Genomic DNA, 26,465 nt, shown 5'->3' with positions numbered 1-26,465 from the left:
TCAGCCGACCTTGATCTCGTTGTAGACGGGGACGCTGAACGGGTTGAGCGCCACGTCGGACAGGCGCTGCGCATAGCCGGCGCTGCCGTTCTGGTACCAGAGCGGGATGGCGGCCATGTGGTCCCGTACGACCGCCTCGGCCCTCTGGAACAGCTTCACGGCCCCTGCCCGGTCCGACTCCGCGTTCGCCCGGTCGACGAGCTTGTCGAAGTCCTTGTCGGACCAGGTGCCGTCGTTGGAGGAGGCGCCGGTGTAGTAGAGCGGCTGGAGGAAGTTCTGGATGAGCGGGTAGTCCATCTGCCAGCCGGCCCGGAACGGACCCGGCATCCTGCGCCGGCCGATCTGGTTGCGGAAGTCGGCGAAGGTGCCGACCGGGTTGCCGACGCACGCCTTGTCGTCGCCGAGGGCGTTGTTGATGGAGTGGCACACGGCGTCCACCCACTCCCGGTGGGAGCCGGCGTCCGCGTTGTACGTGATCCGGACCTGGCCGCCGGGCAGTCCGCCGCCCTCCCGGACCAGCCTCTTGGCCCGGCCCGGGTCGTAGGCGCAGGCGCTGCCGCACAGCCCCGCCTGGAAACCGCCGGCCACGCCGAGCACCGGGGAGGTCCAGTCGGTCGCCGGGGTGCGCGTGTCGCGGAAGATGGTGCGGGTGATCTGGGCGCGGTTGATCGCCATGGACAGGCCCGTGCGGACCTTCTCCGTGCCGGGCCTGTTCCACCGCGGGTCGTAGAACGGGAAGGCGAGGGTCTGGATGATGCCGGCCGGGGTGTTGATGTACCGGCCCTGAAGGTCCGCCTTGGCGTTCTTGAGCTGGGCGGCGGGCACGTCGTCGACGAGGTCGAGGTTGCCGGACAGCAGATCGGTGTAGGCGGTGTTGCCGTCGGTGTAGACCTTCAGGTCCACCCCGTTGTTCCGCGCCGGGTCCGGGCCGGGATAGCCCTCCCACTTCCGCAGGGACATCATGAAGCCCCTGGCGTAGGACTTGACCAGGTACGGCCCGTTGCCGACGGGTTTCCTCAGCCAGTCCGCGTGGCGGTCGAAGAACGCCCGGGGCAGCGGGGCGTACGCCGCGTAGCCGAGGGTGTCCGGGAACGTCGAGAACTTCTGGCTGAGCCGGACGGTGAAGGTGCGGGGGCCCCTCACTCTGAGCCCGGAGAGGGTGTCGGCGCGCTGGGCGCCGGTCTCCGGGTGCACCTTGTCGTAGCCGTCGATGTATCCGAAGAAGTACGCGTTGCGCTGGTTGTTCCTGAGGCCCGCGCCGTAGTTCCAGGCGTCGACGAAGGACCGGGCGGTGACGGGCTCGCCGTCGCTGAAGGTCCAGCCGTCCTTCACGGTGACCGTGAAGTTCTGCGAGTCGGAGGTCTCGATCCGCTCGGCGAGCATGTTCTCGGCCGCGCCGGTTCGCGGGTTGTAGCGCTTGAGCCCGCGGAAGAGCATGTCGAGGACCTTGCCGCCCTGCACCTCGTTGGTGTTGGCGGGCTCCAGCGGGTTCGGCGGGTCGCTCCAGGAGGCGCTGAGCACCCCGGGGCCGCCCTCCTCCACGCCCCCGCCGCAGGCTGCCGTCGAGAGGGCCGCCGCCACCGCGGCCACCGCCCATCCGGCGTGCCCGGCTCCACGCATGGGGTGCCTCCTCGTGAACGCTCCCGACCGGCGCGGTGCCGCCGGCGTCGGAGCACTGACCCACTATCGGCCAATATCAGCCCATAACGGATAAGGCACGCAGTGCCCCTACCCGTCCGGACCGCCCATCGCCCGTCTGGCGGCATCCGCGCGCAGCTGAGGGCTCCGGGACCGGCGGAACGGCACGAGACGGGCGCCAGGTCTCCACCAGCAAGACTTCACCGGTGTGGACCAATGACTGCACAGGTGTGCGTCAACTCGCCCTTTCCGCAGGCCAGATGGGGTTCACGCGCCGTTGACGCGCGCAGACGGCCGCTGATAGACACACCTTCACTCCGCGGCGCCAGCCGATACCGATCAAGCAGTCCAGCAAGCCGTCCTGTACGAGCCATGACGCGAGGTCGATCGATGAGCACGCTAGAACAGCACGGCAGAGGGCACCCTCGCCCGGACCGACCACGACTGCGCGCCCTCCGGCTCCTGGCCGGCACCCTGACGCTCGCCGCGCCTCTCGCGGTCTCCCTCGCCCCCGCGCCCCAGCAGGCCGAGGCGACGGAGAAGAGGGTCCTCACCGTGGCGGTCGCGCAGAGCGTCGACTCGCTGAACCCGTTCCTCGCGACCCGCCTGGTCAGTACCAGCATCAACCGGCTGATGTACGAGTACCTGACCGACTACGACCCCCGGGACGCCCATGCCGTCCCGGGCCTGGCCACCGCGTGGAAGCCGTCGCCGGACAAGCTGACCTGGACGTACACCATCCGCACCGACGCGAAGTGGTCGGACGGCAAGCAGGTCACCGCCGAGGACGCGGCCTGGACGTTCCGGAAGATGATGACCGACGAGGGGGCCGCCACCGCCAACGGCAGCTTCGTCGCGAACTTCAGGGACGTCACCGCGCCGAGCCCCACCGAACTGGTCATCCGACTGAAGAAACCCCAGGCCACGATGACCGCGCTCGACGTGCCGATCGTGCCCCGGCACATCTGGGAGAAGGTCAAGGACATCTCGAAGTTCACCAACGACGGAACTTTCCCCGTCGTCGGCGACGGGCCCTTCGTCCTCACCGGCTACAAGCCCGACAGCTATGTGCGCCTTGAGCCCAACAAGACCTTCTGGCGCGGGAGTCCGAAGTTCGACGAGCTGGTCTTCAAGTACTACAAGGACGGTGACGCGGCGGTCGCGGCCCTGCAGAAGGGCGAGGTGTCCTTCGTCAGCGGTCTGACGCCCGCACAGACCGGCGCACTGCGCGGACAGCAGAACATCAAGGTGAACGAAGCGCCCGGCCGGCGCTTCTACGCGCTGGCCACCAACCCCGGGGCCCAGGCCGGAAACGGCCAGAAGTTCGGCGACGGAGACCCCTCACTGCTGGACGAGCGCGTGCGGCACGCCCTGTTCATGGCGGTCGACCGCAAGACACTCCTCGACCGGGTCTTCCAAGGCCACGCGGTCCTGGGCGAGGGGTACATCCCGCCTCGCTTCTCGACGTACTTCTTCAAACCGTCGGCGGCCCAGGAACTCTCCTACGACCCGGCCCAGGCCGCCCGCCTCCTCGACGAGGCGGGCTACCGGAAGAACGGCGACGGCCGGCGAACGGGCAAGGACGGCAAGCCGATCACCTACCGCGTTCTGTGCCACGCCACCGACCCGAACGACAAGGCGGCCGGCCAGTACCTCAAGGAATGGTGGGGCAAGCTGGGCATCGGCGTCACGCTCGACTGCCTGGACAACGTGACCGACCCCTGGCTCGCCGGCCGGTACGACCTCGCCTTCGACGGCTGGTCCGTCAACCCCGACCCGGACTTCGTCCTCTCCATCCACACCTGCGCCGCGCTTCCCGCCACCCCGAAGGACACCGGCGCGACCGACAACTTCATCTGCGACAAGAAATACGACGAGCTGTACGCACAGCAGCTCGCGCAGTACGACCCCGTCAAACGGGCGGACCTCGTCAAGCAGATGGAGTCACGGCTGTACGACCTCGGGTACATGAACGTCATGGCGTATCCGAACGCGATGGAGGCCTACCGCACGGACCAGATCGCGTCGATCACCACCATGCCGGAGAAGAGCGGCAACATCTACGGCCAGGACGGCTACTGGAGCTGGTGGTCGGCGGTTCCGGCCGGCCCCGGCGACTCACCCGACAACAGCTCGACCGGCATGGTGATCTGGATCGGTGCGAGCGTCCTGCTCCTCGTCGGCGCCGGGGTCCTCCTCACGCTGCGCCGCCGGGCCACCGCCGAGGACCGCGAGTAGCCCATGAACCGACCGACCGCACCGGCCCGTGACCGGGCAGGGTCCTCATGACCGCCGACGCGGCGTCCGCGCCGGCCGCGGCACCGGACGCCCCGCCCGCCGGCGGGCCGCCGGACCGCGGCCCGCGGGGCGCGACCGCCTATCTGCGCTATGCGGCGGGCAAGGCGGGCGGGGCCCTCGTCTCCCTGCTGGCCGTCCTCGTCACCAGCTTCTTCCTGTTCCGGCTGATCCCCGGGGACCCGGTCAAGTTCATGACGGGCGGCCGGCCGGTGTCGGCGGGGCAACTGGCCGCCTACCGTCGCGAGTTCGGCCTCGATCTGCCCATGTGGGAGCAGTTCACCGACTACTGCGGCAAGGCACTCACCGGGGACCTCGGCACCTCGTACCAGTTCCGGGAGCCCGTCATCGACAAGATCGCCGAAGCGCTGCCGAACACCCTGCTGCTCACCGGTACCGCGTTCGTCCTGTACACCGCCCTCGGCATCCTCCTCGGCACCCGCTCGGCGTGGCGCCACGGGCGCATCGGGGACCGGGTGAACACCGGACTGGCGCTCACGCTCTACTCCGTCCCGTCGTTCTGGCTGGGGCTGCTGCTCATCATCGTGTTCTCGGTGGGCGTGGGCCCCCTCCCCGGCCTCTTCCCCACGGGGGGCATGGAATCGGGCGGCAAGGAAGGACTCGCGTACGCCGTCGACGTCGCGCACCACCTCGTCCTGCCGGTGATCACGCTGGTCGCGGTGGAGTACGGGCAGACGCTGCTGGTCACCCGCTCGGCACTGCTCGACGAGATGGGCAGCGACTATCTGACCACCGCGCGCGCCAAGGGGCTCAGGGACGACCTGGTCAGACGCCGGCACGCCGTACCCAACGCGCTGCTCCCGACCGTCACGCTGATCTTCGTCAACCTCGGCCGGACCGTCGCGGGTGTGATCCTCGTCGAGACCGTGTTCTCGTGGCCGGGCCTCGGCGGGCTCTTCTACCAGGCGCTGAGCGTGCCCGACCTGCCCCTGGTGCAGGGGCTGTTCTTCGTCTTCGCCGCTGCGGTGATCGTGATGAACACACTGGCCGACCTCATCTATCCGCTGCTCGACCCCCGGGTGGGCCGATGACGACCGACACCCCTGCCCCGACGGCTCCGGCGGGTCCCCGGGCGCTCGCCTGGCAGCGTCGCCGTCATTCCGCCGCCCGGTTCTGGCAGCAGTACCGCACCCATCGCGCCGGAGTTCTCGGCCTGGCCGTCCTCGTCCTCTTCGCCCTCGTCGCGGTGACCGCGCCGCTGACGGTCGGCTCGGACGTGTCGAGCGTGACCGCCGCGCCGGGCCGGCCCCTTCAGGGACCGAGCGGCCAACTCCTCCTCGGCGCCGACCGGTTCGGACGCGACCTGTTGGGCCTGCTGGTGTGGGGGGCGCGGGTGTCGCTGCTGATCGGCTTGCTGGCGGCGGTGCTGTCCGTGGCCATCGGCACCCTGGTCGGGGTCACGGCCGGACACTTCCGCGGCCTCTACGCCACCGTGCTGATGCGCGTCACGGACTGGTTCCTGGTGATGCCGACCCTGGTCCTCGCCATCGCGCTCGCCACCGTCATGTCCCGCTCCCTCAGCACCGTGATCCTGGCGATCGGGGTGACCACCTGGCCGACCACGGCCCGGCTGGTGCGGGCGCAGACACTGGCGGTGGAGTCCCGGCCGTACATCGAGCGGGCCAGGGCCCTCGGCGGCGGGCACCGGCACGTCATGGTCCGGCACGTACTGCCCAACGTCATGCCCCTGGTGCTGGCGCAGACGACGCTGATGATCTCCTCGTCGATCCTCTCCGAGGCCACCCTCGCCTTCCTCGGCCTCGGCGATCCCACGGTCGTGTCCTGGGGCGGCCTGCTCCAGGACGCACGCGAGGCGGGCGCGGTCAGCTCCGGGGACTGGTGGTACCTGGTGCCGCCGGGCGTCGCCATCGCCGTGGTCGCCCTGGCGTTCACCCTGTGCGGCCGCGCGGTGGAGTCCGTCCTCAACCCCAGGCTGGGGGTGGCCCGTTGAGCCTGCTGGAGGTCCACAACCTCGACGTGACCTACCCGGGCGGCGTGGCGGCGGTGCGGGGTGTGGACCTGTCGCTGGACGCGGGCCGCACACTCGGCATCGCGGGCGAGTCGGGCTGCGGCAAGTCCACGGTGGCGCTCGCGCTGCTCCGGCTGCTGCCTGCCGGGACCCGGATCTCCGGGGACGTCCTGCTGAACGGCGAGGACGTGCTGACGATGCGGTGGGGACGGGTGCGGGCGGTCCGCTGGGCGGGCGCCTCGATCGTCTTCCAGGGCGCGATGCACTCGCTCAATCCCGTGCACCGTATCGGCGACCAGATCGCCGAGCCGATCCTGCTGCACCGCAGGGCGACCGCCGCCGCGGCCCGGAAGCGGGCCGGGGAGCTGCTGGAGCAGGTGGGCCTGCCGGCCGCGCGGGCGACGGCGTATCCGCACGAGCTGTCGGGCGGCCAGCGCCAACGGGTCATGATCGCCATGGCGCTGGCCTGTGATCCCCGGCTGGTCATCGCCGACGAACCGACCACGGCCCTGGACGTGATGGTCCAGGCGCAGGTCCTGCGGCTGATCGGGGACCTCGTCGCCGAGCAGGACCTGGGCCTGATCATGATCAGTCACGATCTGGCCGTGCTCGCCGACACCTGCGACCGGCTCGCGGTGATGTACGCGGGCCGCGTGGTCGAGGAGGGAGCCGCCAGGGCGGTCCACGAGGACGCCCGCCACCCCTACGGCAAGGCCCTGTCGGCCGCCTTCCCGCGCATCGGCGACCCCGCCTCCCGGTTCGCGCCGCGTGGACTGGCCGGCGACCCCCCGGACCCGTCCGCCCTGCCCTCCGGCTGCGCCTTCCACCCGCGCTGTCCGGTGGCGCTGGACCTGTGCGCCACGCAGGACCAGGCGCTGCGGGACCTGGGACAGGGGCGGCGAGCGGCCTGTGTGCTCGTGGCGGGCGCGGACTCCGGCACGACCGCCACGGCCGCCGAGGCCGAGGACACGAGGAGCACGGCATGACGACACCACCGCCCCTGCTCAGCGCCCGCGGGCTGCACGTGGCCTTTCCCGGACGGCACGGCGCTGCGCCGAGCCGGGCCGTGGACGGCGTCGACCTCGACATCCGGGCCGGGGAGGTCGTGGCGCTCGTCGGCGAGTCGGGCTGCGGCAAGACGACCCTGGCCCGCGCGCTGCTGGGCCTGGTCCGGCCGACCGCGGGGCAGGTCGGCTTCGGCGGGAAGCCGCTGGAGTACACCTCGCGGTATCTGAAGGCCTACCGCAGGCGTGCCCAACTGGTGCTCCAGGATCCGAGCGGCTCGCTGAACCCGCGGCACACGGTGTACGACGCCGTGGCCGAAGGACTGCGGATCCACGGGTACGCGGGGGACGAACGGGCGGCGGTCGGCGAGGCCCTGGCCAAGGCGGGACTCCGACCGCCCGAGAGGTTCTTCCTGCGCTATCCGCACGAGTTGTCGGGAGGCCAGCGTCAGCGTGTGGTGATCGCGGGAGCGCTCGTGCTGGAACCGGAGCTCATCGTCGCCGACGAGCCCGTGGCCTCGCTCGACGCCTCCGTGCGGGGTGAGATCCTCGCGCTGCTGCTTCGGCTGCGGACCGAGTTCGGCCTGACCGCACTGGTGGTGACCCACGATCTGGGCCTGGCGTGGAACATCGCCGACCGGGTCGCGGTGATGTACCTGGGCCGGATCGTGGAGACGGGGGACGTCGAACAGGTCCTGACGGCGCCCCGGCACCCGTACACCCGGGCCCTGCTGTCCGTCCTGCCGGAGACACCGGGCGAACCGGTGGTGCTGACCGGCGAACCCCCGGACGCCTCCCGCATTCCCGCAGGCTGCCGCTTCCACGTCCGCTGCCAGGTCCTGGCGAGCGGCGCGGCGGAGCGGGCGGGGGTCGCCGACGCGTGCCGGAGCCAGGACCTCGAGGTGCTCGGCGGCGGCAGCGGGGAACAGGTGGCGTGCCATTGGGCCGGGGCCCGCGTGGTCGGCTGATTCCTCGGCACGTGGGGCGTACACGCCCCGAAAAGCCGGTTCCCGGCACCTCGCGAGGTGCCGGGAACCGGGCGGGACCGTGGGAGCCGTCAGGCCGCGTGCACGATGTCCTTCTCCTCGGCGAAGTGGCAGGCCGACTCGTGGGCCGCCGGGGTGTCGGAGGTCTTGAACCGCTCGGGGATCGCCAGGACCGGGCTCTCCACGGAGCACCTCTCCTGGGCCTTCCAGCAGCGGGTGCGGAAGCCGCAGCCCGACGGCGGGTTGGCCGGGGAGGGCACGTCACCGGACAGGATGATGCGCTCGCGGTGCTCGCGCGCCTCCGGGTCCGGTACGGGGACCGCCGACAGCAGCGCCTGGGTGTAGGGGTGCGTCGGGTGCTCGTAGATCTGCTCGTCCGTGCCGATCTCGACGATGCGGCCGAGGTACATGACGCCCACCCGGTCCGAGATGTGCCGGACGATCGACAGGTCGTGCGCGATGAAGACGTAGGAGAGGTTGAACTCGTCCTGCAGTCGCTCCATCAGGTTGATGACCTGCGCCTGGACGGACACGTCCAGCGCGGAGACCGGCTCGTCGCAGATGATGACCTCCGGGTTGAGCGCGAGGCCGCGGGCGATGCCGATGCGCTGGCGCTGACCGCCGGAGAACTGGTGCGGGTAGCGGTTGATGTACTCGGGGTTGAGGCCGACGACGTCCAGCAGGTCCTGGACCTTGCGCCGCCGGTCGCCCTTCGGAGCCACCTCGGGGTGGATGTCGAAGGGCTCGCCGATGATGTCGCCGACCGTCATCCGGGGGTTGAGCGAGGTGTACGGGTCCTGGAACACCATCTGGATGTTGCGGCGCACGGCCTTGAGGGCGCGGCCGGACAGCTTGGTGATGTCCTGGCCCTTGTAGAAGACCTCGCCCGCGGTGGCCCGCTCCAGGTGCATCAGGACCTTGGCCACCGTCGACTTGCCGCTGCCGGACTCGCCCACGATGCCCAGGGTCTCGCCCTGGTGCAGGTCGAAGGAGACACCGTCGACGGCCTTGACGGCGCCGATCTGCCTCTTGAACAGGATTCCCTGGGTCAGCGGGAAGTGCTTGACCAGGTTCCGGACCTGGAGGATCGGCTCCCCGCGCTCGACCGGCGCCTCGATGGCGGCGACCGCCTCCTCCACGGAGTGCGCGTCCACCACGTCCACGTCGGAGACGTTCGGCGTGGCGTCGGCCGGGGTGTTCTTCTCGATCGGCTCAGCCATGGATCGTCTCCTTCCAGAAGTGGCACGCCGAACCGCGGCCGGGCAGCGGGGTGCCGTCCGGTTCGGTGACCTGCTGCAGCACCGGGATCTCCGTACGGCAGATGTCCTGGGCGATGGGGCAGCGCGGGTTGAAGGCGCAGCCGGCCGGGATGTGCATCAGGTTGGGCGGCAGGCCCTTGATCGCGTACAGCTCCTGGCCCTTCTGGTCCAGGCGCGGGATGGAGTCCAGCAGACCCCGGGTGTAGGGGTGCGCGGGACGCTTGTACAGCTCGTGGACCGGGGCCGTCTCGACGATCCGGCCCGCGTACATCACCGCGATCTTGTCGGCGACGTCGGCGACGACACCGAGGTCGTGGGTGATGAGGATCAGGCCCATGTTGTACTCGCGCTGCAGCTCCGCGAGCAGGTCCATGACCTGTGCCTGCACCGTCACGTCGAGAGCCGTGGTCGGCTCGTCGGCGATGATCAGGTCCGGCTCCAGGGCCATCGCCATGGCGATCATGACACGCTGACGCATACCGCCCGAGAACTGGTGCGGGTAGTCGTTCACACGGGCCGCCGCGGCCGGGATCTTCACCCGGTCCATCAGCTCGATCGACTTGGCCTTGGCCTCTTTCCTGGACAGGCCGAGGTGGACGCGGTACATCTCGCCGAGCTGGTAGCCGACGGACAGCACCGGGTTCAGGGAGCTGAGCGCGTCCTGGAAGATCATGGCGATCCGGCGGCCGCGGATCTTGCGGCGCTCCTCGGAGGACATCTTGAGCATGTCCTGGCCGCGGAAGAGGATCTCCCCCTTGGGGATCTTCGCCGGCGGCATGTCGAGAATGCCCATGACCGCCTGGGCGGTCACGGACTTGCCGGAGCCGGACTCGCCGAGCACGGCGAGCGTCTCACCCGCGCTCACGCTGTAGTTGACGCCGTTGACGGCCTTGGCCACGCCGTCCCGGGTGTGGAACTCGACGTGCAGGTCGCGCACTTCGAGCAGCGGCGCGCCCTCGTCGCCGGAGCGGCGGGCGGCGGGAACTGCGTCCTCGGTAATGGTCATGGATTACGCCCTCCTCAGCGCAGCTTGGGGTCGAAGGCGTCGCGGACCACGTCGCCGAGCATGATGAACGCGAGCACCGTGATGCTGAGCGCGCCGGCCGGGAACAGCAGGGCGTGCGGCGAGGTGAGCCAGCGGTCCTGCGCGTCACTGATCATCAGACCCCAGGAGATGTTGGGGGACTGGACGCCGATGCCCAGGTAGGACAGCGCGGCCTCGGTGGCGATGTACACACCCAGGTTCATCGTGGCGATGACCACGATCGGGGCGAGGGTGTTGGGCAGGATGTGCCGGAAGGCGATCCGCATCGGGCCCGCGCCGAGCGCCCGGGCGGCGGCGACGTAGTCGTTGTACTTGTTGCCGATGACCTCACCGCGCATGATCCGGAAGACCTGCGGCCAGCCGAGGATCGACAGCACGATGGAGACGGTCCAGACGTTGCTGCTGCCCACCATCGACATGATCAGCAGACCGCCGATGAGGATCGGCATCGCGTAGAAGATCTCCGAGACACGGGAGATCAGCGAGTCCGCCCAGCCGCCCCACAGGCCGGCCAGCATGCCGATGAGCCCGCCGAGCGACGTGGTGAGGATGGTGGAGACCACGCCGACGATGATCGAGTTGCGGGTGCCCCACATCGTACGGGTGTAGATGTCGCAGCCCTGGACGTCGTAGCCGAACCAGTGGCCGCTGCCCGGACCGTCCATCGAGTGCGACAAGTCGCAGAAGCCGTTGGTGAACGGGGACCGCGCGGTGAACAGGCCAGGCGCGACGGCCACCACCAGCAGGCACAGGATGACGAAGGCCGAGATGAGGAACATCGGCCGCTTGCGCAGGTCTTGCCAGCCGTCGCGCCAGAGGCTGGCGACGCGCTCCGGCTTGCCCTCCGGATCCGGCGCCTTGGCCGCGGGGCTGTCGACGGGGACGGGCCGTTCAACGATCTCTTCACTCATAGCGGATCCTCGGGTCAAGCACGGCGTAGAGGACATCGACGACAAGGTTGGCCACCAGATAGATCAGGATGAGCAGGGTGACCAGGCCTACGACGACAGGCCCTTCGCGCAGGGAGACGGACTGGGCCAACTGGCCGCCGATGCCGGGGAGGTTGAAGACCCGCTCCGTGATGATCGCGCCACCCATCAGCGAACCGAGGTCCATGCCGAGGAAGGTGACGACGGGGATGAGGGAGTTGCGCAGCGCGTGGACGCCGATGACGCGGCGGCGCGGCAGGCCCTTGGCGATGGCGGTGCGGACGTAGTCCGAGCGGATCGACTCGATCATGCTGGTCCGGGTAAGCCGGGCGATGTACGCCATCGACGTCGCGGCCAGCACCAGGCCGGGCAGCACATAGCTGGCGGGCCAGCCGTCCTCGATGCCCGCGACCGGCGTCAGCTTCCACTTGACGCCCAGTTCGAGCGAAAGGACGTTACCGAGCACGAACACCGGGAGGGAGATCAGGATCAGCGTGGCGATGAAGACCACGTTGTCCGCGAACTTCCCGCGGCGCAGTGCCGAGAGGATGCCGGCCAGGATGCCGATGACCGCTTCGAAGCCGAACGCCGTCAGCGCCAGCTTCAGTGTCACCGGGAAGCGCTGGGCGACGATGTCACTGATCGACCGGCCGGAGTAGGTGGTGCCCAAGTCGCCGCGGAAGACGCCGCTGATGTAGTGCCAGTACTGCACCACCAGTGGGTCGTCGAGGTGGTACTGCGCGCGTAGTACCTCAGCCAGGTGGGGGTCCTGCTTCTCACCCATCAGAGCCCTGATCGGGTCGCCCGGCAGCAGGAAGACCAGGCAGTAGATGAGGAACGTGACGCCTATGAGTACAGGGATCGCCTGCAGCACACGGCGCACGACGAATCGGCCCATTGGTTCTCCAAGGAATGCTGGCCCGATCCGGCGCCGGTGGAAGGCGGTCGCGGGTCGGACCCAACGGCGAAGAGGGTGGGTAGGGGGAGCCGTTTGCTCCGGCGGTCCCCCAACCCACCCTGCTGTCCGCTACTTCACGTCGCGGACACGGTTTTCTGCTTCGCTCAGCTGAGCTTGACGGACGTCCAGTCGATCTGGTGAGCGATCAGCCGCATGGAGGTGATCTTGTCGCTGAAGCCCGAGTTCAGACGGTAGAAGTACACCGGGATGTACGGCAGTTCCTTGAGCAGGACGTCGTCCGCCGCCTGGTACTGCTTGATGGCTTCGGCCGTCGTGGTGGCCTGGTCGCCCTGGCTCAGCAGCTTCTCGAACTGCTCGTTGGTGTAGCCCGCGTAGTTCGAGCCGTTCTGGATCGCGTCCTTGGAGAAGATCGGACGGAGGAAGTCCTCCATGTTCGGGTAGTCCATCTGCCAGCCCATGCGGAAGGCGCCCTGGTACTTCTTCTGGTCCAGAGCGTCCAGGATGGTCTGGAACTGCTCGAACGGCTTGGGCGTCACCTTGATGTCGAGGCTCTGCTGGATCTGGTTGGCCACGGCCTCGACCCACGTCTTGTGGTCGCCGTCCGCGTTGTAGCCGATCTCCAGAGAGTTGCCGGGCAGGCCGCCGGCCTCCTTGAAGAGCTGCTTCGCCTTGGTCGGGTTGTAGGTGCACGCCTCGCCGCAGGCGCCCTTGCGGTAGCCCTCGATCAGCGGCGGCACGTAGTCGTCGGCCGGGATACGGGCACCCAGGAACACCTTCTGGGCGATGGCCTCCCGGTCGATGGACATGGAGATGGCTTCACGGATCTTGGGGTTCTGGAAAGCCTTGTTGTACTTCAGCGGGAAGCCGATGTAGCCGGTCGCGCCCTCGGGGACGTCGATGGTGTGGCCCGGCAGGTCCTTCTTGTAGGTGGCCAGACCTGAGGTGGGGATCACCGGCAGGACGTCGAGGTTGCCCGCGACCAGGTCCTTGTAGGCGGTGTCCTGCTGCGAGTAGACCTTGAAGTCGATGCCCTTGACCTGGTAGTCGGCCGCCTCGGGGAACTTGGCGTACTTGACGAGGCTGATGCCCTCGTTGTCGACGAAGGAGCTCTTCGCCTCGTACGGGCCGTTGCCGATCGGCTTCTTGCCGAAGCCCTTGGGGTCCTTGAAGAACGCCTTCGGCAGCGGCACGAAGCCGGTGAACGACAGCTGGGTGGGGAACGCCGAGAACGGGGCCGTCAGCGTGACCTGGAGCGTGTTGGCGTCGATCGCCTTCAGACCGGTCAGCGTGTGGGTCTTGACGGTCTTCTTCGCGCCCGGGTTGAGGTCCGCGTAGCCCTGGATGTGACTGAAGAGGGGGTTGGTCTGCTGCGCGTTGGTCTGGTCCGCGCCGTAGTTCCATGCGTCGACGTAGGACTGCGCGGTGACCTGCTCGCCGTTGTGGAAGGTGTAGCCCGGCTTCAGCTTGATCGTCCAGACCTTGCTGTCCTTCGTGGTGATGGACTGGGCCTCGTCGTTGACGATCTTGTTGTTCGGGTCGATCTTGGTGAGACCGGCGAACATGGCGTGGATGACCTGGCCACCCTCGGTCTCGTACGTGTTGGTGGGAACCAGGGGGTTCTGCGGCTCACCGATCTCCACCGATACGACGCCGTTGCCCTTGCCACTGCCCGAGCTGCCCGTGTCCCCGCCACCGCCACAGGCCGTCGCACCCAGCGCCACAACCGTAGCTATCCCAACCCACTTGGCGCTCTTGGCACCACGCATGGGGCTCCTCCTCATGAGTCCAATGGTTCACCGCATGGGAGGGCACCCGACACATCACCGTCACCGGTGCCTGAGATCGTCAAGTGCCCCCTCGCTCGTGAGTCGGCGCCTGGCTGCAGCGCATGACCCGTTCCTCCGAGCTCTACGCGCCTAACTATCTGCCAAAGGCAGGAATCGAACCACACCCCTAAGGTCTCGGTTCGATCACACCTACCGCGTACATCTTCCAAAATCCGGACAAAGGGTTTGCTGAAAGATCCCTGCGAAACGGACTTGTTACACATCTATCGGCGAGAAGTGTCCGCATTCCGGACGCCTGGCCGGAGAAAACCTCTTGAGATCACGATGTGTCCTGTGCGGCGGGTGTGCTCACCCCACCGGAACGGACCGTCCGGCGCACTCCCGGCCCCGGTGGACAGCGGGTGCCCGGCCGGCCACCGCCTTCCGGAATGCCCTGGCCAGGCAGGGAACGCGCGGTAGAGGAACACCTTAGTGCCCGTCTTTCCGATTGTGGTCCGGACGGCCGGGGAGGGAGGGTTTTCCCTATGTCTGTGCCTGCCTCTGCCGGGTTCCGCCAGGACCGTCGCGTGATACACGCCTGTTTCTCGCCAGTCCGCAACGGAATGCGGACCTCTCCCGCACGACCGGCCCCCGGCCCGATGCCCCCCCGCGAGCAGGTCACGCCCCTCGGAGCGGAGACAGCCCCTCGGGACGCCGGACCGGCTCCGGCCGCCGGCTCGCCGCGGCCGGCGGGACCGTGGGAGAACCGCCGGGTGATCATGGCCGGACCGGCGGCCGCGCCGCCCCGGCCCGCCGGGAACCGTCCCGCGCCGGGCCCGAACCACCCGTCTCCGCTCGAGCCCCGTACGATGGGGTGAGGCCGTGGCGTGTTCAGCCCGGCAGGGCCCGCGTAACACAGACGGACGCGCAGGCCGCCCTCACCACTCCGGGAGTATGCCGCACTATGGCCACGCGCCACGACATCCGCAACGTCGCCATCGTCGCCCACGTCGACCACGGCAAGACGACCATCGTCGACGCCATGCTGAAGCAGGCCGGTGCCTTCGCCGCCCACCAGCTCGAGCAGGTCGACGACCGCGTCATGGACTCCAACGACCTGGAGCGTGAGAAGGGCATCACGATCCTCGCCAAGAACACGGCGGTGAAATACCACCCGAAGGACGGCGGGGACCCGATCACCATCAACATCATCGACACGCCCGGCCACGCCGACTTCGGCGGCGAGGTCGAGCGCGGTCTGTCGATGGTCGACGGTGTCGTGCTGCTCGTCGACGCGTCCGAGGGCCCGCTGCCGCAGACCCGGTTCGTGCTGCGCAAGGCGCTCCAGGCCCGGCTGCCCGTCATCCTCTGCATCAACAAGACGGACCGGCCCGACGCCCGTATCGACGAGGTCGTGAACGAGACGTACGACCTGTTCCTCGACCTCGACGCCGACGAGGAGCAGATCGAGTTCCCGATCGTCTACGCCGTCGGCCGCGACGGCGTCGCCTCCCTCACCAAGCCGGAGAACGGCACGGTCCCGGCCGACTCCACCAGCCTGGAGCCCTTCTTCTCCACGATCCTGGAGCACATCCCGGCCCCTACCTACGACGAGGACGCCCCGCTCCAGGCCCACGTCACCAACCTGGACGCCGACAACTTCCTCGGCCGTATCGCACTGCTCCGGGTCGAGCAGGGCGAGCTGCGCAAGGGCCAGACCGTCGCCTGGATCAAGCGCGACGGCACGGTCGGCAATGTGCGCATCAGCGAGCTGATGATGACCGAGGCCCTCACCCGCAAGCCCGCCGAGAAGGCCGGCCCGGGTGACATCTGCGCCGTCGCCGGTATCCCCGAGATCATGATCGGCGAGACCCTGGCCGACCCGGAGAACCCGGTCGCGCTGCCGCTGATCACGGTGGACGAGCCCGCGATCTCCATGGTCATCGGTACCAACACCTCGCCGCTGGTCGGCAGGGGCGGCACCGGCAAGGGCGCCAACGTCAAGGCCACGGTCAAGGACCGCAAGGTCACCGCCCGCCAGGTCAAGGACCGTCTCGACCGCGAGCTGATCGGTAACGTCTCGCTGCGGGTCCTCGACACCGAGCGGCCCGACGCCTGGGAGGTGCAGGGCCGCGGTGAGCTGGCGCTGGCCATCCTGGTGGAGACCATGCGCCGCGAGGGCTACGAGCTGACGGTCGGCAAGCCGCAGGTCGTCACCAAGGAGGTCGACGGCAAGGTCCACGAGCCGGTCGAGCGCATGACGATCGACGTGCCCGAGGAGCACATGGGCGCCGTCACGCAGCTCATGGGCGTCCGCAAGGGCCGGATGGACAACATGTCCAACCACGGCTCCGGCTGGGTCCGCATGGAGTTCGTCGTACCGTCGCGCGGTCTGATCGGCTTCCGTACGGAGTTCCTGACCGGCACCCGCGGCACGGGTATCGCCCACTCCATCCACGAGGGCCACGAGCCCTGGTTCGGCCCGCTGCAGACCCGTAACAACGGCTCCCTGGTGGCCGACCGCAGCGGCAGCGTCACGGCGTTCGCGATGACGAACCTCCAGGAGCGCGGTGTGCTCTTCATCGAGCCGGGCACCGAGGTGTACGAGGGCATGATCGTCGGCGAGAACTCCCGCGCCGACGACATGGACGTCAACATCACCAAGGAGAAGAAGCTCACCAACATCCGGTCGGCCACCTCGGACATCGCCGAGTCGATCGTGCCGCCGCGCAAGCTGTCGCTGGAGCAGTCCCTGGAGTTCTGCCGCGACGACGAGTGCGTCGAGGTGACGCCGGAGGCCGTCCGCATCCGCAAGGTCGTCCTCGACCAGCGTGAGCGGGCCCGCAGCGCGAGCCGCGCCAAGCACGGCTGATCCACGCACATACCGCTGCGCGCGCCGGGACGGCGCGCGCAGCGGTTTTCCGCCGGTGTGCCCCGTTGGAGCGGGGCACACCGCGGGGGTTCCTCGGTCCGGTCGCCCCTGGGCTCTAACCGGACTTCGACGGACTCGCGGACGGCTTCGTCCCCTTCTTCAGGAAGCCCATGTCCTCGTAGACCGGGGTCTGGAAGCCGAACGCGCCCGCGTTGGCCAGCCCGGCACGGGTCACCGTGAGCTGGGGGCGCTGGTAGAGGGGGATCGAGGCCGCGATGGCCCAGATGTGGGCGTCGGCCTTGCGCACCAGGTCGCGCTCCTCGCCCTCGTCCAGCGTGGCGATGGCCTGGTCGAAGAGCTGGTCCACCTGGTCGGTGCCGACCCGGGTGTAGTTCTGCTCCACGCTCAGCGAGCCGTCCGACGCCGGCACCGGCTTGGCGTAGATCGGCCGGGCGTCGGTCGCCGGGAACGCGGTCGCCGGCCACGAGTACAGCGCCAGGTCGTAGTCGCCGGACGCGACGTGGTCCTTGAAGAAGTCGCCGTCGGAGACCTTGGTGATCTCCGTACGGATGCCGATCTTGTCCAGCATGCGCGCGATGCGGTCCCCTACGGTCTGCAGGGACCGGGAGCCGGGTCCGGACGGCAGCACGAACTTCAGTTGCAGCGGCTTGCCGTTCTTGGCGAGCAGCCCGGCCGCGACGCCCCTCGGGGCCGCGGTGCCCTTGGGCGCGTAGGCCCCCGGTGGGGGTCCGCCCTGCTGGTTGGGCTCCCGGAGGGCCTTGTCGTCCCCGCCCGAACCGTCGTGCCGCTTCGTCTCGTCCGTCTTCCCCGCGTCCCCCGAGCCCCGCGCCTTGTCGCCCTCGGGCCCGGCCGCCTTCTTCGGCTCCTTGTCCGCGCCGGTCGCCCAGCCCGCCTCGGCCAGCAGCTTCAGCGCCTGCTTGGTGTCCTGGTTGCCGATCGCACCGCTGCCGTCGGCGTACGCGTCCTGCCCCGCGAGCGCGAGATGGCTGCCGACCGGGACCGCGGGCAGCCCGAGCGGCTTCAGGACGAGCCCGGCCAGCTGGGTGCGGTCGAGGGCCTGGGCCACGGCACGGCGCACCCGCTCGTCGGCGAGCGGGCCCCGGCTTCCGTTCAGGGCGAGCTGGGTGGAGGCGGGCTCCAGGGACCTGCGGAGGACGAAACCGTTCAGCGTCTGCGGGCCCGCCGCGCCCGGCGAGGCGCTCCCGCTCGACTCCGTGCCCGGCGAGGCGTTCCCGCTCGACTCCGTGCCCGGTGACGCGCTCCCGTCCGGCTCCGCGCCCGGCGAGGCGCTCCCGCTCGGCTCCGTGCTGGGTGAGGAGCCCTGCAAGGGATTGCTGCCCTTGGCGAGCTTGATCCGGTCGGCCTCCTCCGGGTCGATCTCGGCCATGTCGAGCTTCCCGTCGGCGAGCGCGGCGGCGCGCTGGTCGCGCGGGACGGCCACGAGGGCGATCTCGGAGAGCTTGGCGGGCCGGCCCCACCAGCGAGGGTTGCGGCTGAGGGTGACGGTGCCGCTCTTCTGGTCGACCGACTGGAGGCCGAACGGTCCGGCGGTGACCTTCAGGCCGCGTCTCGCCCCGTCGTTGAAGCTGTCCGGGGTGCCCATGACGTCCTTCGGGTACAGCGGCGAGAACAGCGATTTCCAGTCGGCGTACGGCTTGGCGAAGGTGACCTTGACCTCGAGGTTGTTGGCGCCGCGCTCGATCTTCTGGATGCGGTCGTAGCCGGCGTTGCGGGCGGTCCAGTACGCCTTGTCCTTCCCGGACAGGGCGCGCCACTGGGCGGCGAAGTCGTCGGCGCCGATCTCCCGGCCGTCGCTCCAGACGGCCTGCTGGTTGAGGCGGTAGACGACGACCTGCTTGGGCTCGGTCGAGACGACCTTGGCGGACTCCAGGTAGGCGGGGTTCACCTGCGGCCGTCCGTTGACATCGAGCCGGAACATCGAGGGCAGCACGGCCCCGGCGATCCGGCTGGTCGCGGCGTCGGCGTCGGCCTGGAAGACGTTCAGGGTGCCGGGTACGGCGTCGACCGCCCAGCGCAGGGTGCCGCCGTCGCTGACGAGGGCGCGGCCGGCCGGGGCGATGTCCTGCCCGGCGGCCGGTGTGCTCGTCTTCTTGTCGTCGGAGCTACAGGCCGCGAGCGCGGTCACCGCGAGGGCTCCCGCGGTGAGGAACGCGACCGAGCGCAGCACCGCGCTCCGTCCGACGCCGTCGTGGGACATCACGTCTACCTCCGGAGAGCCGCTTCACGGATAAGCGGGCGTTATGATCAGGTTTGGTGGTATTTGGAGCTGATCAGATGGATGGGCCCACTGAAAAGGAAAGGGTTCGGCGGAATGCGGCGACACGGCGACAGAGCCCGGGAATCCCACCCGTTCAGCGCAACGACGCCCCGGTTCCCGGGCGCCGGGCCCCTGCCCCCGGGGCACCCGAGGACGGGAGGCTCAAAACCGGCCCGCACGCCCCCGTATGCGCCCGCCGATCGCTGCACGTCCCTTCCCACCGGCCGGTGTGACGCGCGACACTCGCAGGCGCATGAACGTCACCACCTCGGGCCCCCAAGCCCTGGAAGTGAGGTCACGTCATGTCCGTGTACGACGAACTGACATCGGTCCAGCGGTGCCTCGACGACCTGTACCGGTCGGTCGGGCGCCTGGAGCAGAAGCTGGGCGGCAGCGGGCTCGACATACGCCGGGTCCGCACCGACGCCGACCATCTGCGTGAAAGCGTGGCGCTCCTGCGCGAGGCGGCCGCCGCCCGCGGCGCGGCCCCGCGTGTCGAGCTGGTGACGATCTCCGACGTCCCGTATGACAGCAGCCTGTGGACGGACTCGGACGACGAGGGCATCGGCGCCCGGGACCGGCACGCACCCTGACCCCCGGCGCGCCCCGGAGGTGACCGACCCACGAGAGAGGTGCGCTTTCCTTGACCACCGGAACGGAACCCCCCGACACCGCACCCCGGGCGGCGGGCGGCGGAGTACGCGGCCCCGCGCGGGCCGCGATCGCCGCCGCGCACCTGCGCACCGACCGCTGGTGGCTGGCGCCCGCGGCCACCGCCGCCGGGCTGCTGGCGTTCATCGTGTACTCGACCTGGCGGGCCTTCGCCGACGCGGACTACTACGCGGCGCCGTATGTGTCGCCGTTCTACTCGCCCTGCCTGGCGCAGCGCTGCCAGACCATGCACGCGGGACCCAACGCCGATCTCTTCGGGAGCTGGTGGGCGATCTCCCCGGCGATCATCATCCTGATCTTCCCGCTCGGCTTCCGCCTGACCTGCTACTACTACCGCAAGGCCTACTACCGCGGCTTCTGGCTGTCGCCGCCGGCCTGCGCGGTGGCGGAGCCGCACCGGACGTACACGGGTGAGACCCGCTTCCCGCTGATCCTGCAGAACGTCCACCGGTACTTCTTCTACGCGGCCCTGCTGGTGGCGGGCGTCCTCACCTACGACACGGTGCTCGCCTTCCGCGACAGCCACTACCGCTGGGGGCACATGGGGCTCGGCACCGTGGTGTTCCTGGTGAACATCGTGCTGATCTGGGCGTACACCCTCTCCTGCCACTCCTGCCGGCACATCGTCGGCGGCAGGCTCAGGCACTTCTCCCGGCACCCCGTGCGCTACCGGATGTGGGGTTTCGTGAGCCGGCTGAACGCCCGTCACATGCTGCTGGCCTGGGCGTCGCTGGTCAGCGTGGCACTCGCCGACTTCTACGTGTACCTGGTGGCGTCCGGCGCCTTCGACGATCCGCGCTTCTTCTAGTGAGTGGGGCCTTGTGATGTCCGTGGTCGACCGGCAGGAGTGGGACGTCGTCGTGGTCGGAGCCGGCGGGGCCGGCCTGAGGGCCGCCATCGAGGCCCGCGAGCGCGGCGCCCGTACGGCCGTGATCTGCAAGTCGCTGTTCGGCAAGGCCCACACGGTGATGGCGGAGGGCGGCATCGCGGCGGCGATGGGCAACGCCAACCCGCACGACACCTGGCAGGTGCACTTCCGCGACACCCTGCGCGGCGGGAAGTTCCTCAACCAGTGGCGGATGGCCGAGCTGCACGCGCGCGAGGCCCCCGACCGCGTCTGGGAGCTGGAGACCTGGGGCGCCCTGTTCGACCGTACGAAGGACGGCCGCATCTCCCAGCGCAACTTCGGCGGCCATGAGTACCCGCGCCTCGCGCACGTCGGCGACCGCACCGGCCTGGAGCTGATCCGCACGCTCCAGCAGAAGATCGTGGCGCTCCAGCAGGAGGACAAGAAGGAGACCGGCGACTACGAGTCCCGGCTGAAGGTCTTCCAGGAGTGCACGGTCACCCGGATCCTCAAGACCGGGGACCGGGTGTCGGGTGTCTTCGCCTACGAGCGCGAGTCCGGCCGCTTCTTCGTCCTTCAGGCGCCCGCCGTGGTGATCGCGACGGGCGGCATCGGCAAGTCCTTCAAGGTGACGTCGAACTCGTGGGAGTACACGGGCGACGGGCACGCGCTGGCCCTGCTCGCCGGGGCGCCGCTGCTGAACATGGAGTTCGTGCAGTTCCACCCGACGGGCATGGTCTGGCCGCCGTCGGTGAAGGGCATCCTCGTCACCGAGTCGGTGCGCGGCGACGGCGGGGTGCTCAGGAACTCCGACGGCAAGCGGTTCATGTTCGACTACATCCCGGACGTCTTCAAGGAGAAGTACGCGCAGACGGAGGACGAGGCCGACCGCTGGTACGAGGACCCGGACACCAACCGGCGCCCGCCCGAACTGCTCCCCCGCGACGAGGTCGCGCGCGCGATCAACGCCGAGGTGAAGGCAGGCCGCGGCTCCCCGCACGGCGGTGTCTTCCTCGATGTCTCCACCCGGATGCCCGCCGAGGTCATCCGGCGCCGGCTGCCGTCCATGTACCACCAGTTCAAGGAGCTGGCGGACGTCGACATCACCGCCGAGGCGATGGAGGTCGGACCGACCTGCCACTATGTGATGGGCGGCATCGCGGTCGACTCGGACACGGCGGCGGCCCGCGGGGTCCCCGGGCTGTACGCGGCCGGAGAGGTGGCCGGCGGGATGCACGGCTCCAACCGGCTGGGCGGCAACTCGCTCTCCGATCTGCTGGTCTTCGGACGGCGGGCGGGTCTGCACGCGGCGCGGTACGCGGCCGAGACCGCCGAGCGCCCCACGGTGGACGACGCCCAGGTGGACGCCGCCGCGGCTCAGGCCCTGCGCCCGTTCTCGGCACAGGAGCCGGCGCCCGGCGAGGAGGCCGGGGGCCCGCCGGAGAACCCGTACACCCTGCACCAGGAACTCCAGCAGACCATGAACGACCTGGTCGGGATCATCCGCCGGGACGCGGAGATGCGGCAGGCGCTGCAGAAGCTGGGAGAGCTGCGGGTGCGGGCGCGCCGGGTGGGGGTCGAGGGGCACCGCCAGTTCAACCCGGGCTGGCACCTCGCCCTGGATCTGCGGAACATGCTGCTGGTCAGCGAGTGCGTGGCACGGGCCGCCCTGGAGCGGACGGAGTCGCGCGGCGGGCACACCCGGGAGGACTTCCCGGCGATGGACCGCGCGTGGCGCCGCGTCAATCTGCTGTGTCGGCCGGCCGACCCCACGGGCTCTCTGGCGTCGGCGGACCCGGCCCGCGGCCAGATCACCCTGTCCCGCGAGACCACCGACCCCATCCGCCCGGATCTGCTCGCCCTCTTCGAGAAGGACGAACTGGTCAAGTACCTGGCCGAAGAGGAGCTGTACGAATGAGCGACCACGGCGGCTACGCGGCCCACTTCAAGGTGTGGCGGGGCGACCGACAGGGCGGCGGCCTGAAGGACTTCACGGTCGAGGTCCACGACGGCGAGGTGGTGCTGGACATCGTCCACCGCCTCCAGGCCACCCAGGCGCCCGACCTCGCCGTGCGCTGGAACTGCAAGGCGGGCAAGTGCGGTTCGTGCTCGGCGGAGATCAACGGGCGGCCCCGGCTGATGTGCATGACACGGATGTCGGTGTTCGGCCGGGAGGAGACGGTCACGGTGACCCCGCTGCGCGCCTTCCCCGTGATCCGCGACCTCGTGACGGACGTGGGCTTCAACTACCGCACGGCGCGCGAGATTCCGTCCTTCGTACCGCCGCCGGACCTCGGCCCGGGCGAGTACCGGATGACGCAGGAGGACGTGGAGCGCCCGCAGGAGTTCCGCAAGTGCATCGAGTGCTTCCTGTGCCAGGACACCTGTCATGTGGTCCGCGACCACGAGGAGAACAAGCGGGTGTTCGCGGGCCCGCGTTTTCTGATGCGGGTGGCGGAGCTGGACATGCACCCCCTGGACGCGGCAGCGGAGACGGGCCTGGACCGCAGGCGCACGGCCCAGGACGAGCACGGCCTCGGCTACTGCAACATCACCAAGTGCTGCACGGAGGTGTGCCCGGAGGGCATCCGGATCACGGACAACGCGCTGATCCCGCTGAAGGAGCGGGCGGCCGACCGCAAGTACGACCCGCTGGTGTGGCTCGGGTCGAAGATCAGGAGGCGTCCGGCAGCGGGGTGAGCGTCCGCCCGGGGCCGTACGGGCCCCTGGCTTCCGTCAGACCTGCACGCGGCCGACGCGCTGGCCGAAGAACTGCAGCACCCCGCCGGCGACCATCAGAACGAACCCACCGGCGGCCAGGACGTCGGGGGCGATCGTGCCGCTCACGGTGACGGCGAACCTGACCATCGCGATCCCCGCGGCGAAGGTCAGGGCTCCGGAGCCCCACAGCCGGGGCCGCAGCACATGCCCGCGCCGCCACGGCAGGAGCATCCGGCCAGTGGTGAGGGCCATGCCGCCCGCGGCGCCGTAGAGAACGACGAGCAGCGCAAAGGCGATCAGCGATAAGACGTGAAGCATCGGGCCCCTCCGGCGTGTGTTGTCCTGATCATGACACCGCCGCCGGTAGCTGACCAGCCTCCCCCTGTAGCCGGCGCACTCCGCTCGCGGCGCCGCATCATCGGCCTTACGCTCCGGAATGTGACGCCGCCCCACCGTCGACGCCGGCCGTGCCGGGCCGCCGTGTTCCGGGCCGTGCGGCGGATTCCCGTCGCGTTCGGGGCGGTGGCGGTGATCGCGGCGGGGTCGGTGGCCGGCACCGGACGCGATCCGGCCGTCACCGCTGATCTGGCGCTGCCGCTGATCGCCGCGGTCGCCGCCGTGGCCGTGGCGCTGTACACGTCGGTGCGGCGCAGACGGCGTACGCGGACGCGCACGACGCCCGGCGGACGCGCGCCCACCGTCGTACCGCTGGACGAACTCGACCGGCGGGCGCAGAGGTTGCTCGTCGAGACCGACGACTGCGTGCGCACCAGCCGGGAGGAGCTGCGGTGGGCCGCCGCGCAGCTCGGGGACGAGGCGATACGGGGACACGCCGAGGCTCTGGAGGCCGCCGCGTCGGACCTGGCGGCGGCCTTCCGGATACGGCAGCGGCTCGACGACGGTGAGGGCGGGGCGCGGGCGCTGCTGGAGGAGATCGTCGCGCGGTGCGGGGCGGCCGGGCGGCGGCTGGACGCGCGGGCGCCGGAGTTCGACCGGACGCGGGCACTGGAGCAGACCGCCCCGAAGGCGCTGGAGCGCGCCGGGGCGCGGTGGGGGGAATCGGCGGCGCGGGTCGCGGAGGCGGACGGCACGCTCGCCGGGTTGCGCGGGCGGTACGCGCTGTCCGCGTCCTTGCCGGTGGCGGGCCATCAGGAAGCGGCCAAGGACCGGCTGGCCTTCGCCGGAGCCTGCCTCCGCCGGGGCCGCCGAGCCGTGGCGCGGGGGGAGACCGGGAACGCGGTGGTCCTGCTGCGCGCGGCCGAGGCCGCCGTCGACCAGGCGGCCCTGCTGACGGCCGGCGTCACACGACTGGCCTCGGCCCTGGCCACGGCGGCGGACGCCCTGCCCGCCGCCCTGACGGCGACGGAGAGAGACCTCGCGGAGGCCGCCGCGGAACCCGCCCGCCCGGAGCTGCGGGCGCGGATCGCCCACGGGGAGGCAGTGGTGGCCGGACTCCGGCGGGAACTGGGCGGGCGGGGCCAGGCCGCGGCCTCCGCCGGAAGCCCGGCCGCGGGGGAGGGCGCATCCGCCGACGAGGCGGCGAGCGGAGGCCGCACAGGGCAGGGAGCGGAGAACGGCGGACCGGGGACGGGGAGCGGGCCGGACGGCCGGAGGGTGCTCGATCCGGCCGGGGCGCTGCGGCGGGTCGAGGAGGTGGCCGCCGGACTGGACCGGGCATTGCGCCGACGGCCGGAGGGAGCGCGGGCCCTCGACCGGCTGGAACGTGCCCTGCTCGTCGCCCGCGGCAGCGTCGATGCCGCGTCGGACTACGTGACCACGCGCCGCGGAGCCGTCGGCTGCGAAGCCCGCACCCGGCTCGCGGAGGCGCGGCGGCGGCTGCACGCGGCGGAGCACGCGGGCGCCCCCGTCCCCGCCACTGCCCCGGGCCAGGCCCCGCAGTCCGCCTCCACCGCCGCCCCGGCCCCCGCCGCCGCCGCCCTCACCGACGCTCGGGAGGCGGACGCGCTCGGGCGGCAGGCCCGGCAGCTCGCGGAGCGGGACGTGCGCGCGTACGGGACGCCGTACGGCGAAGGCCTGTGGACGGGCGGCGCCGTACTCGGCGGCATCCTGCTCGACGCCCCGCGCCGTCCCGGCGCCCCGGCGGGCCACCCGGGCGACGGCGGTCCCGCGGGCTACGGCGGGCCGGGCACGCGGGCACGCGAGAACGGCGGGACGCTGTTCCGGCCGGAACGCCCACGGCGGCGGCCCGCACAGGAGCAAGGCGACGGCCCCTCCCCACCCCCGGCCGAAGGTGAGGCACCGGCCCCGCCGGGCTCCCCGTAGCGGCACCGCCGGGGCGCTAGGTGTTCTGAAAGCAGCCGGATCAGAACGGTTTGAAGCCCGGTTCGACCGGACCGATCTCGCCGCGCTCTGCCAGTTCGTTCAGGTCTTCCGGCTCAAGGAACTCCAAGGCATCTGGGTCGATCCCATAGTGCGGGTCCACGTCGCACAGGCTCTCGACGAACGCAAGCAAGAAGTCGGTGAACGATCCGTCGAAGACCTCGGGATCCGTTCCGTTGGTGTTCGTGACGATCTTCCAGAGGTCCGGGTCCGCGTCGCATGGCCAGAAGAAGTGCTCGTCACCGGAGTGGTCGTATCCCCAGGAGATAAGGCCGCCCGAGGCGGGGTGGAACCGGAATGGGTACTCGTCCGAGTCATGTCGCCACGACTGGCCGAACAATTCGTGGATCCTCCGCATCCGATCCAGCAGCGGGCTGGACCCTCGAGGATGGAAGACCACGAGCTCTCCGCAGATCGCGCCCGTGCCATAGGCGTCAAGGAACGCCTTGAAGTCGCCCGGCAGCGCCGAGCCGACATAGTCCTCGACCTCGGCCCAGTCGTCGGGGGATGAGTCTCGGACCGGTGTCGGGCCGAACAGTTGCACCAGGTCGTCCAAACCCGCCATACGCCCCACCAGCTTGATCGTCGGTTGTCGGCGGCAAACCTAGGCAGACGCGACTGCGGGGATCAAGCGGGATCGGCAGCCACCGCCACCGAGTCATCTCACGACGTTGATCGCTCGCGGCTACGGCCAAGAAGGTACGCGTCGCGTATTCCCGCAGTGCCACCGGACGGGCCTCCTCCCCGGGCTTGAACGCAACCGCGGCCAGTCCCCCGGGACTTGAGTGCACTGGTGCAACATAACCAAAAGTTTGTTCGGTGAGATGCGCGGGCGGCGGTACAGTGAGGCGCCCTCTTCGAGCCGGTGAGCAAGTCGAAGGTG

The 26,465-nt window shown here is 70.2% G+C and carries 20 protein-coding genes; 11 read left to right on the top strand and 9 right to left on the bottom strand.

The window, feature by feature from the left end:
• Positions 1 to 1,620, bottom strand: coding sequence for a peptide ABC transporter substrate-binding protein (locus ACWD5Q_RS02210; RefSeq protein ID WP_451425081.1), 1,620 nt, complete (start codon positions 1,618 to 1,620; stop codon positions 1 to 3).
• Between the two features lie 408 nt (positions 1,621 to 2,028).
• Between ACWD5Q_RS02210 and ACWD5Q_RS02205 the strand changes: the two genes are divergently transcribed.
• From ACWD5Q_RS02205 to ACWD5Q_RS02185, 5 genes are read left to right on the top strand one after another with little or no spacing between them, the layout of a single operon-like run.
• The gene (locus ACWD5Q_RS02205) at positions 2,029 to 3,876 is read left to right on the top strand and encodes an ABC transporter substrate-binding protein (RefSeq protein ID WP_451425080.1); all 1,848 of its coding nucleotides are present in this window, start codon (positions 2,029 to 2,031) and stop codon (positions 3,874 to 3,876) included.
• Between the two features lie 47 nt (positions 3,877 to 3,923).
• Positions 3,924 to 4,985, top strand: a complete 1,062-nt coding sequence (locus ACWD5Q_RS02200) for an ABC transporter permease (RefSeq protein WP_451425079.1) — start codon at positions 3,924 to 3,926, stop codon at positions 4,983 to 4,985.
• Entirely contained in the window at positions 4,982 to 5,905 is a 924-nt protein-coding gene (locus ACWD5Q_RS02195; protein WP_451425078.1) for an ABC transporter permease, read from the top strand. Before ACWD5Q_RS02200 ends, ACWD5Q_RS02195 begins: the two co-directional genes overlap by 4 nt.
• Positions 5,902 to 6,909: an ABC transporter ATP-binding protein gene (locus ACWD5Q_RS02190; protein WP_451425077.1), complete on the top strand. Its 1,008-nt coding sequence runs from the start codon at positions 5,902 to 5,904 to the stop codon at positions 6,907 to 6,909. Before ACWD5Q_RS02195 ends, ACWD5Q_RS02190 begins: the two co-directional genes overlap by 4 nt.
• Positions 6,906 to 7,895 carry an oligopeptide/dipeptide ABC transporter ATP-binding protein gene (locus tag ACWD5Q_RS02185; RefSeq protein WP_451425076.1) on the top strand — a complete coding sequence of 330 codons (990 nt, stop codon included), beginning with the start codon at positions 6,906 to 6,908 and terminating at the stop codon, positions 7,893 to 7,895. The genes ACWD5Q_RS02190 and ACWD5Q_RS02185 overlap by 4 nt, the downstream gene beginning before the upstream one ends.
• Before the next feature lie 89 nt (positions 7,896 to 7,984).
• Here ACWD5Q_RS02185 and ACWD5Q_RS02180 read toward each other — a convergent pair whose 3' ends face one another.
• The 5 genes from ACWD5Q_RS02180 to ACWD5Q_RS02160 all read right to left on the bottom strand — a co-directional run bounded on the left by ACWD5Q_RS02180 (position 7,985) and on the right by ACWD5Q_RS02160 (position 13,831).
• Positions 7,985 to 9,133: an ABC transporter ATP-binding protein gene (locus ACWD5Q_RS02180; protein WP_451425075.1), complete on the bottom strand. Its 1,149-nt coding sequence runs from the start codon at positions 9,131 to 9,133 to the stop codon at positions 7,985 to 7,987.
• Positions 9,126 to 10,178, bottom strand: coding sequence for an ABC transporter ATP-binding protein (locus ACWD5Q_RS02175; RefSeq protein ID WP_451425074.1), 1,053 nt, complete (start codon positions 10,176 to 10,178; stop codon positions 9,126 to 9,128). The genes ACWD5Q_RS02180 and ACWD5Q_RS02175 overlap by 8 nt, the downstream gene beginning before the upstream one ends.
• Positions 10,179 to 10,192: 14 nt before the next feature.
• Positions 10,193 to 11,128 carry an ABC transporter permease gene (locus ACWD5Q_RS02170; RefSeq protein ID WP_451425073.1) on the bottom strand — a complete coding sequence of 312 codons (936 nt, stop codon included), beginning with the start codon at positions 11,126 to 11,128 and terminating at the stop codon, positions 10,193 to 10,195.
• On the bottom strand, positions 11,121 to 12,044 hold the full coding sequence (locus ACWD5Q_RS02165) for an ABC transporter permease (RefSeq protein WP_451425072.1): 924 nt from the start codon (positions 12,042 to 12,044) through the stop codon (positions 11,121 to 11,123). The genes ACWD5Q_RS02170 and ACWD5Q_RS02165 overlap by 8 nt, the downstream gene beginning before the upstream one ends.
• Positions 12,045 to 12,208: 164 nt before the next feature.
• The gene (locus ACWD5Q_RS02160) at positions 12,209 to 13,831 is read right to left on the bottom strand and encodes a peptide ABC transporter substrate-binding protein (RefSeq protein WP_451425071.1); all 1,623 of its coding nucleotides are present in this window, start codon (positions 13,829 to 13,831) and stop codon (positions 12,209 to 12,211) included.
• Between the two features lie 964 nt (positions 13,832 to 14,795).
• Between ACWD5Q_RS02160 and typA the strand changes: the two genes are divergently transcribed.
• Positions 14,796 to 16,703 carry a translational GTPase TypA gene (gene typA / locus ACWD5Q_RS02155; RefSeq protein ID WP_451425070.1) on the top strand — a complete coding sequence of 636 codons (1,908 nt, stop codon included), beginning with the start codon at positions 14,796 to 14,798 and terminating at the stop codon, positions 16,701 to 16,703.
• Between the two features lie 115 nt (positions 16,704 to 16,818).
• Here the strand turns inward: typA and ACWD5Q_RS02150 are convergent, their stop codons facing one another.
• The gene (locus tag ACWD5Q_RS02150; protein WP_451425069.1) at positions 16,819 to 18,942 is read right to left on the bottom strand and encodes an ABC transporter family substrate-binding protein; all 2,124 of its coding nucleotides are present in this window, start codon (positions 18,940 to 18,942) and stop codon (positions 16,819 to 16,821) included.
• Between the two features lie 362 nt (positions 18,943 to 19,304).
• On the opposite strand from ACWD5Q_RS02150, the gene ACWD5Q_RS02145 reads away from it, so the two are divergent.
• Genes ACWD5Q_RS02145 through ACWD5Q_RS02130 form a run of 4 tightly spaced genes read left to right on the top strand, consistent with a single transcriptional unit; the run spans position 19,305 to position 23,221 of the window.
• Entirely contained in the window at positions 19,305 to 19,595 is a 291-nt protein-coding gene (locus tag ACWD5Q_RS02145) for a hypothetical protein (protein ID WP_451425068.1), read from the top strand.
• Positions 19,596 to 19,645: 50 nt separating this feature from the next.
• The gene (locus tag ACWD5Q_RS02140) at positions 19,646 to 20,482 is read left to right on the top strand and encodes a hypothetical protein (RefSeq protein WP_451425067.1); all 837 of its coding nucleotides are present in this window, start codon (positions 19,646 to 19,648) and stop codon (positions 20,480 to 20,482) included.
• A gap of 16 nt (positions 20,483 to 20,498) precedes the next feature.
• The gene (locus ACWD5Q_RS02135) at positions 20,499 to 22,439 is read left to right on the top strand and encodes a fumarate reductase/succinate dehydrogenase flavoprotein subunit (protein ID WP_451425066.1); all 1,941 of its coding nucleotides are present in this window, start codon (positions 20,499 to 20,501) and stop codon (positions 22,437 to 22,439) included.
• Entirely contained in the window at positions 22,436 to 23,221 is a 786-nt protein-coding gene (locus tag ACWD5Q_RS02130; RefSeq protein WP_451425065.1) for a succinate dehydrogenase/fumarate reductase iron-sulfur subunit, read from the top strand. Before ACWD5Q_RS02135 ends, ACWD5Q_RS02130 begins: the two co-directional genes overlap by 4 nt.
• 36 nt (positions 23,222 to 23,257) lie before the next feature.
• Here ACWD5Q_RS02130 and ACWD5Q_RS02125 read toward each other — a convergent pair whose 3' ends face one another.
• Positions 23,258 to 23,560: a hypothetical protein gene (locus ACWD5Q_RS02125; RefSeq protein WP_451425064.1), complete on the bottom strand. Its 303-nt coding sequence runs from the start codon at positions 23,558 to 23,560 to the stop codon at positions 23,258 to 23,260.
• Between the two features lie 120 nt (positions 23,561 to 23,680).
• Between ACWD5Q_RS02125 and ACWD5Q_RS02120 the strand changes: the two genes are divergently transcribed.
• Positions 23,681 to 25,525: a TPM domain-containing protein gene (locus ACWD5Q_RS02120; protein ID WP_451425063.1), complete on the top strand. Its 1,845-nt coding sequence runs from the start codon at positions 23,681 to 23,683 to the stop codon at positions 25,523 to 25,525.
• Positions 25,526 to 25,565: 40 nt separating this feature from the next.
• Here ACWD5Q_RS02120 and ACWD5Q_RS02115 read toward each other — a convergent pair whose 3' ends face one another.
• On the bottom strand, positions 25,566 to 26,147 hold the full coding sequence (locus ACWD5Q_RS02115; protein ID WP_451425062.1) for an SMI1/KNR4 family protein: 582 nt from the start codon (positions 26,145 to 26,147) through the stop codon (positions 25,566 to 25,568).
• Positions 26,148 to 26,465 lie beyond the last annotated feature (318 nt).

Source organism: Streptomyces sp. NPDC002513 (assembly GCF_053595355.1).
Note: the sequence above shows the minus strand (reverse complement) of the source record. Positions and strands in the feature narration are given on the sequence as shown.

What these genes read in the sequence shown, in the direction of transcription:
- ACWD5Q_RS02170 (WP_451425073.1), bottom strand. Translation starts at nt 11,128, where the DNA reads ATGAGTGAAGAGATCGTTGAACGGCCCGTCCCCGTCGACAGCCCCGCG.
- ACWD5Q_RS02200 (WP_451425079.1), top strand. Translation starts at nt 3,924, where the DNA reads ATGACCGCCGACGCGGCGTCCGCGCCGGCCGCGGCACCGGACGCCCCG.
- ACWD5Q_RS02175 (WP_451425074.1), bottom strand. Translation starts at nt 10,178, where the DNA reads ATGACCATTACCGAGGACGCAGTTCCCGCCGCCCGCCGCTCCGGCGAC.
- ACWD5Q_RS02180 (WP_451425075.1), bottom strand. Translation starts at nt 9,133, where the DNA reads ATGGCTGAGCCGATCGAGAAGAACACCCCGGCCGACGCCACGCCGAAC.
- ACWD5Q_RS02115 (WP_451425062.1), bottom strand. Translation starts at nt 26,147, where the DNA reads ATGGCGGGTTTGGACGACCTGGTGCAACTGTTCGGCCCGACACCGGTC.
- ACWD5Q_RS02130 (WP_451425065.1), top strand. Translation starts at nt 22,436, where the DNA reads ATGAGCGACCACGGCGGCTACGCGGCCCACTTCAAGGTGTGGCGGGGC.
- ACWD5Q_RS02150 (WP_451425069.1), bottom strand. Translation starts at nt 18,942, where the DNA reads ATGTCCCACGACGGCGTCGGACGGAGCGCGGTGCTGCGCTCGGTCGCG.
- ACWD5Q_RS02165 (WP_451425072.1), bottom strand. Translation starts at nt 12,044, where the DNA reads ATGGGCCGATTCGTCGTGCGCCGTGTGCTGCAGGCGATCCCTGTACTC.
- ACWD5Q_RS02185 (WP_451425076.1), top strand. Translation starts at nt 6,906, where the DNA reads ATGACGACACCACCGCCCCTGCTCAGCGCCCGCGGGCTGCACGTGGCC.
- ACWD5Q_RS02125 (WP_451425064.1), bottom strand. Translation starts at nt 23,560, where the DNA reads ATGCTTCACGTCTTATCGCTGATCGCCTTTGCGCTGCTCGTCGTTCTC.
- ACWD5Q_RS02145 (WP_451425068.1), top strand. Translation starts at nt 19,305, where the DNA reads ATGTCCGTGTACGACGAACTGACATCGGTCCAGCGGTGCCTCGACGAC.
- ACWD5Q_RS02160 (WP_451425071.1), bottom strand. Translation starts at nt 13,831, where the DNA reads ATGCGTGGTGCCAAGAGCGCCAAGTGGGTTGGGATAGCTACGGTTGTG.
- ACWD5Q_RS02210 (WP_451425081.1), bottom strand. Translation starts at nt 1,620, where the DNA reads ATGCGTGGAGCCGGGCACGCCGGATGGGCGGTGGCCGCGGTGGCGGCG.
- ACWD5Q_RS02135 (WP_451425066.1), top strand. Translation starts at nt 20,499, where the DNA reads ATGTCCGTGGTCGACCGGCAGGAGTGGGACGTCGTCGTGGTCGGAGCC.
- ACWD5Q_RS02195 (WP_451425078.1), top strand. Translation starts at nt 4,982, where the DNA reads ATGACGACCGACACCCCTGCCCCGACGGCTCCGGCGGGTCCCCGGGCG.
- ACWD5Q_RS02205 (WP_451425080.1), top strand. Translation starts at nt 2,029, where the DNA reads ATGAGCACGCTAGAACAGCACGGCAGAGGGCACCCTCGCCCGGACCGA.
- typA (WP_451425070.1), top strand. Translation starts at nt 14,796, where the DNA reads ATGGCCACGCGCCACGACATCCGCAACGTCGCCATCGTCGCCCACGTC.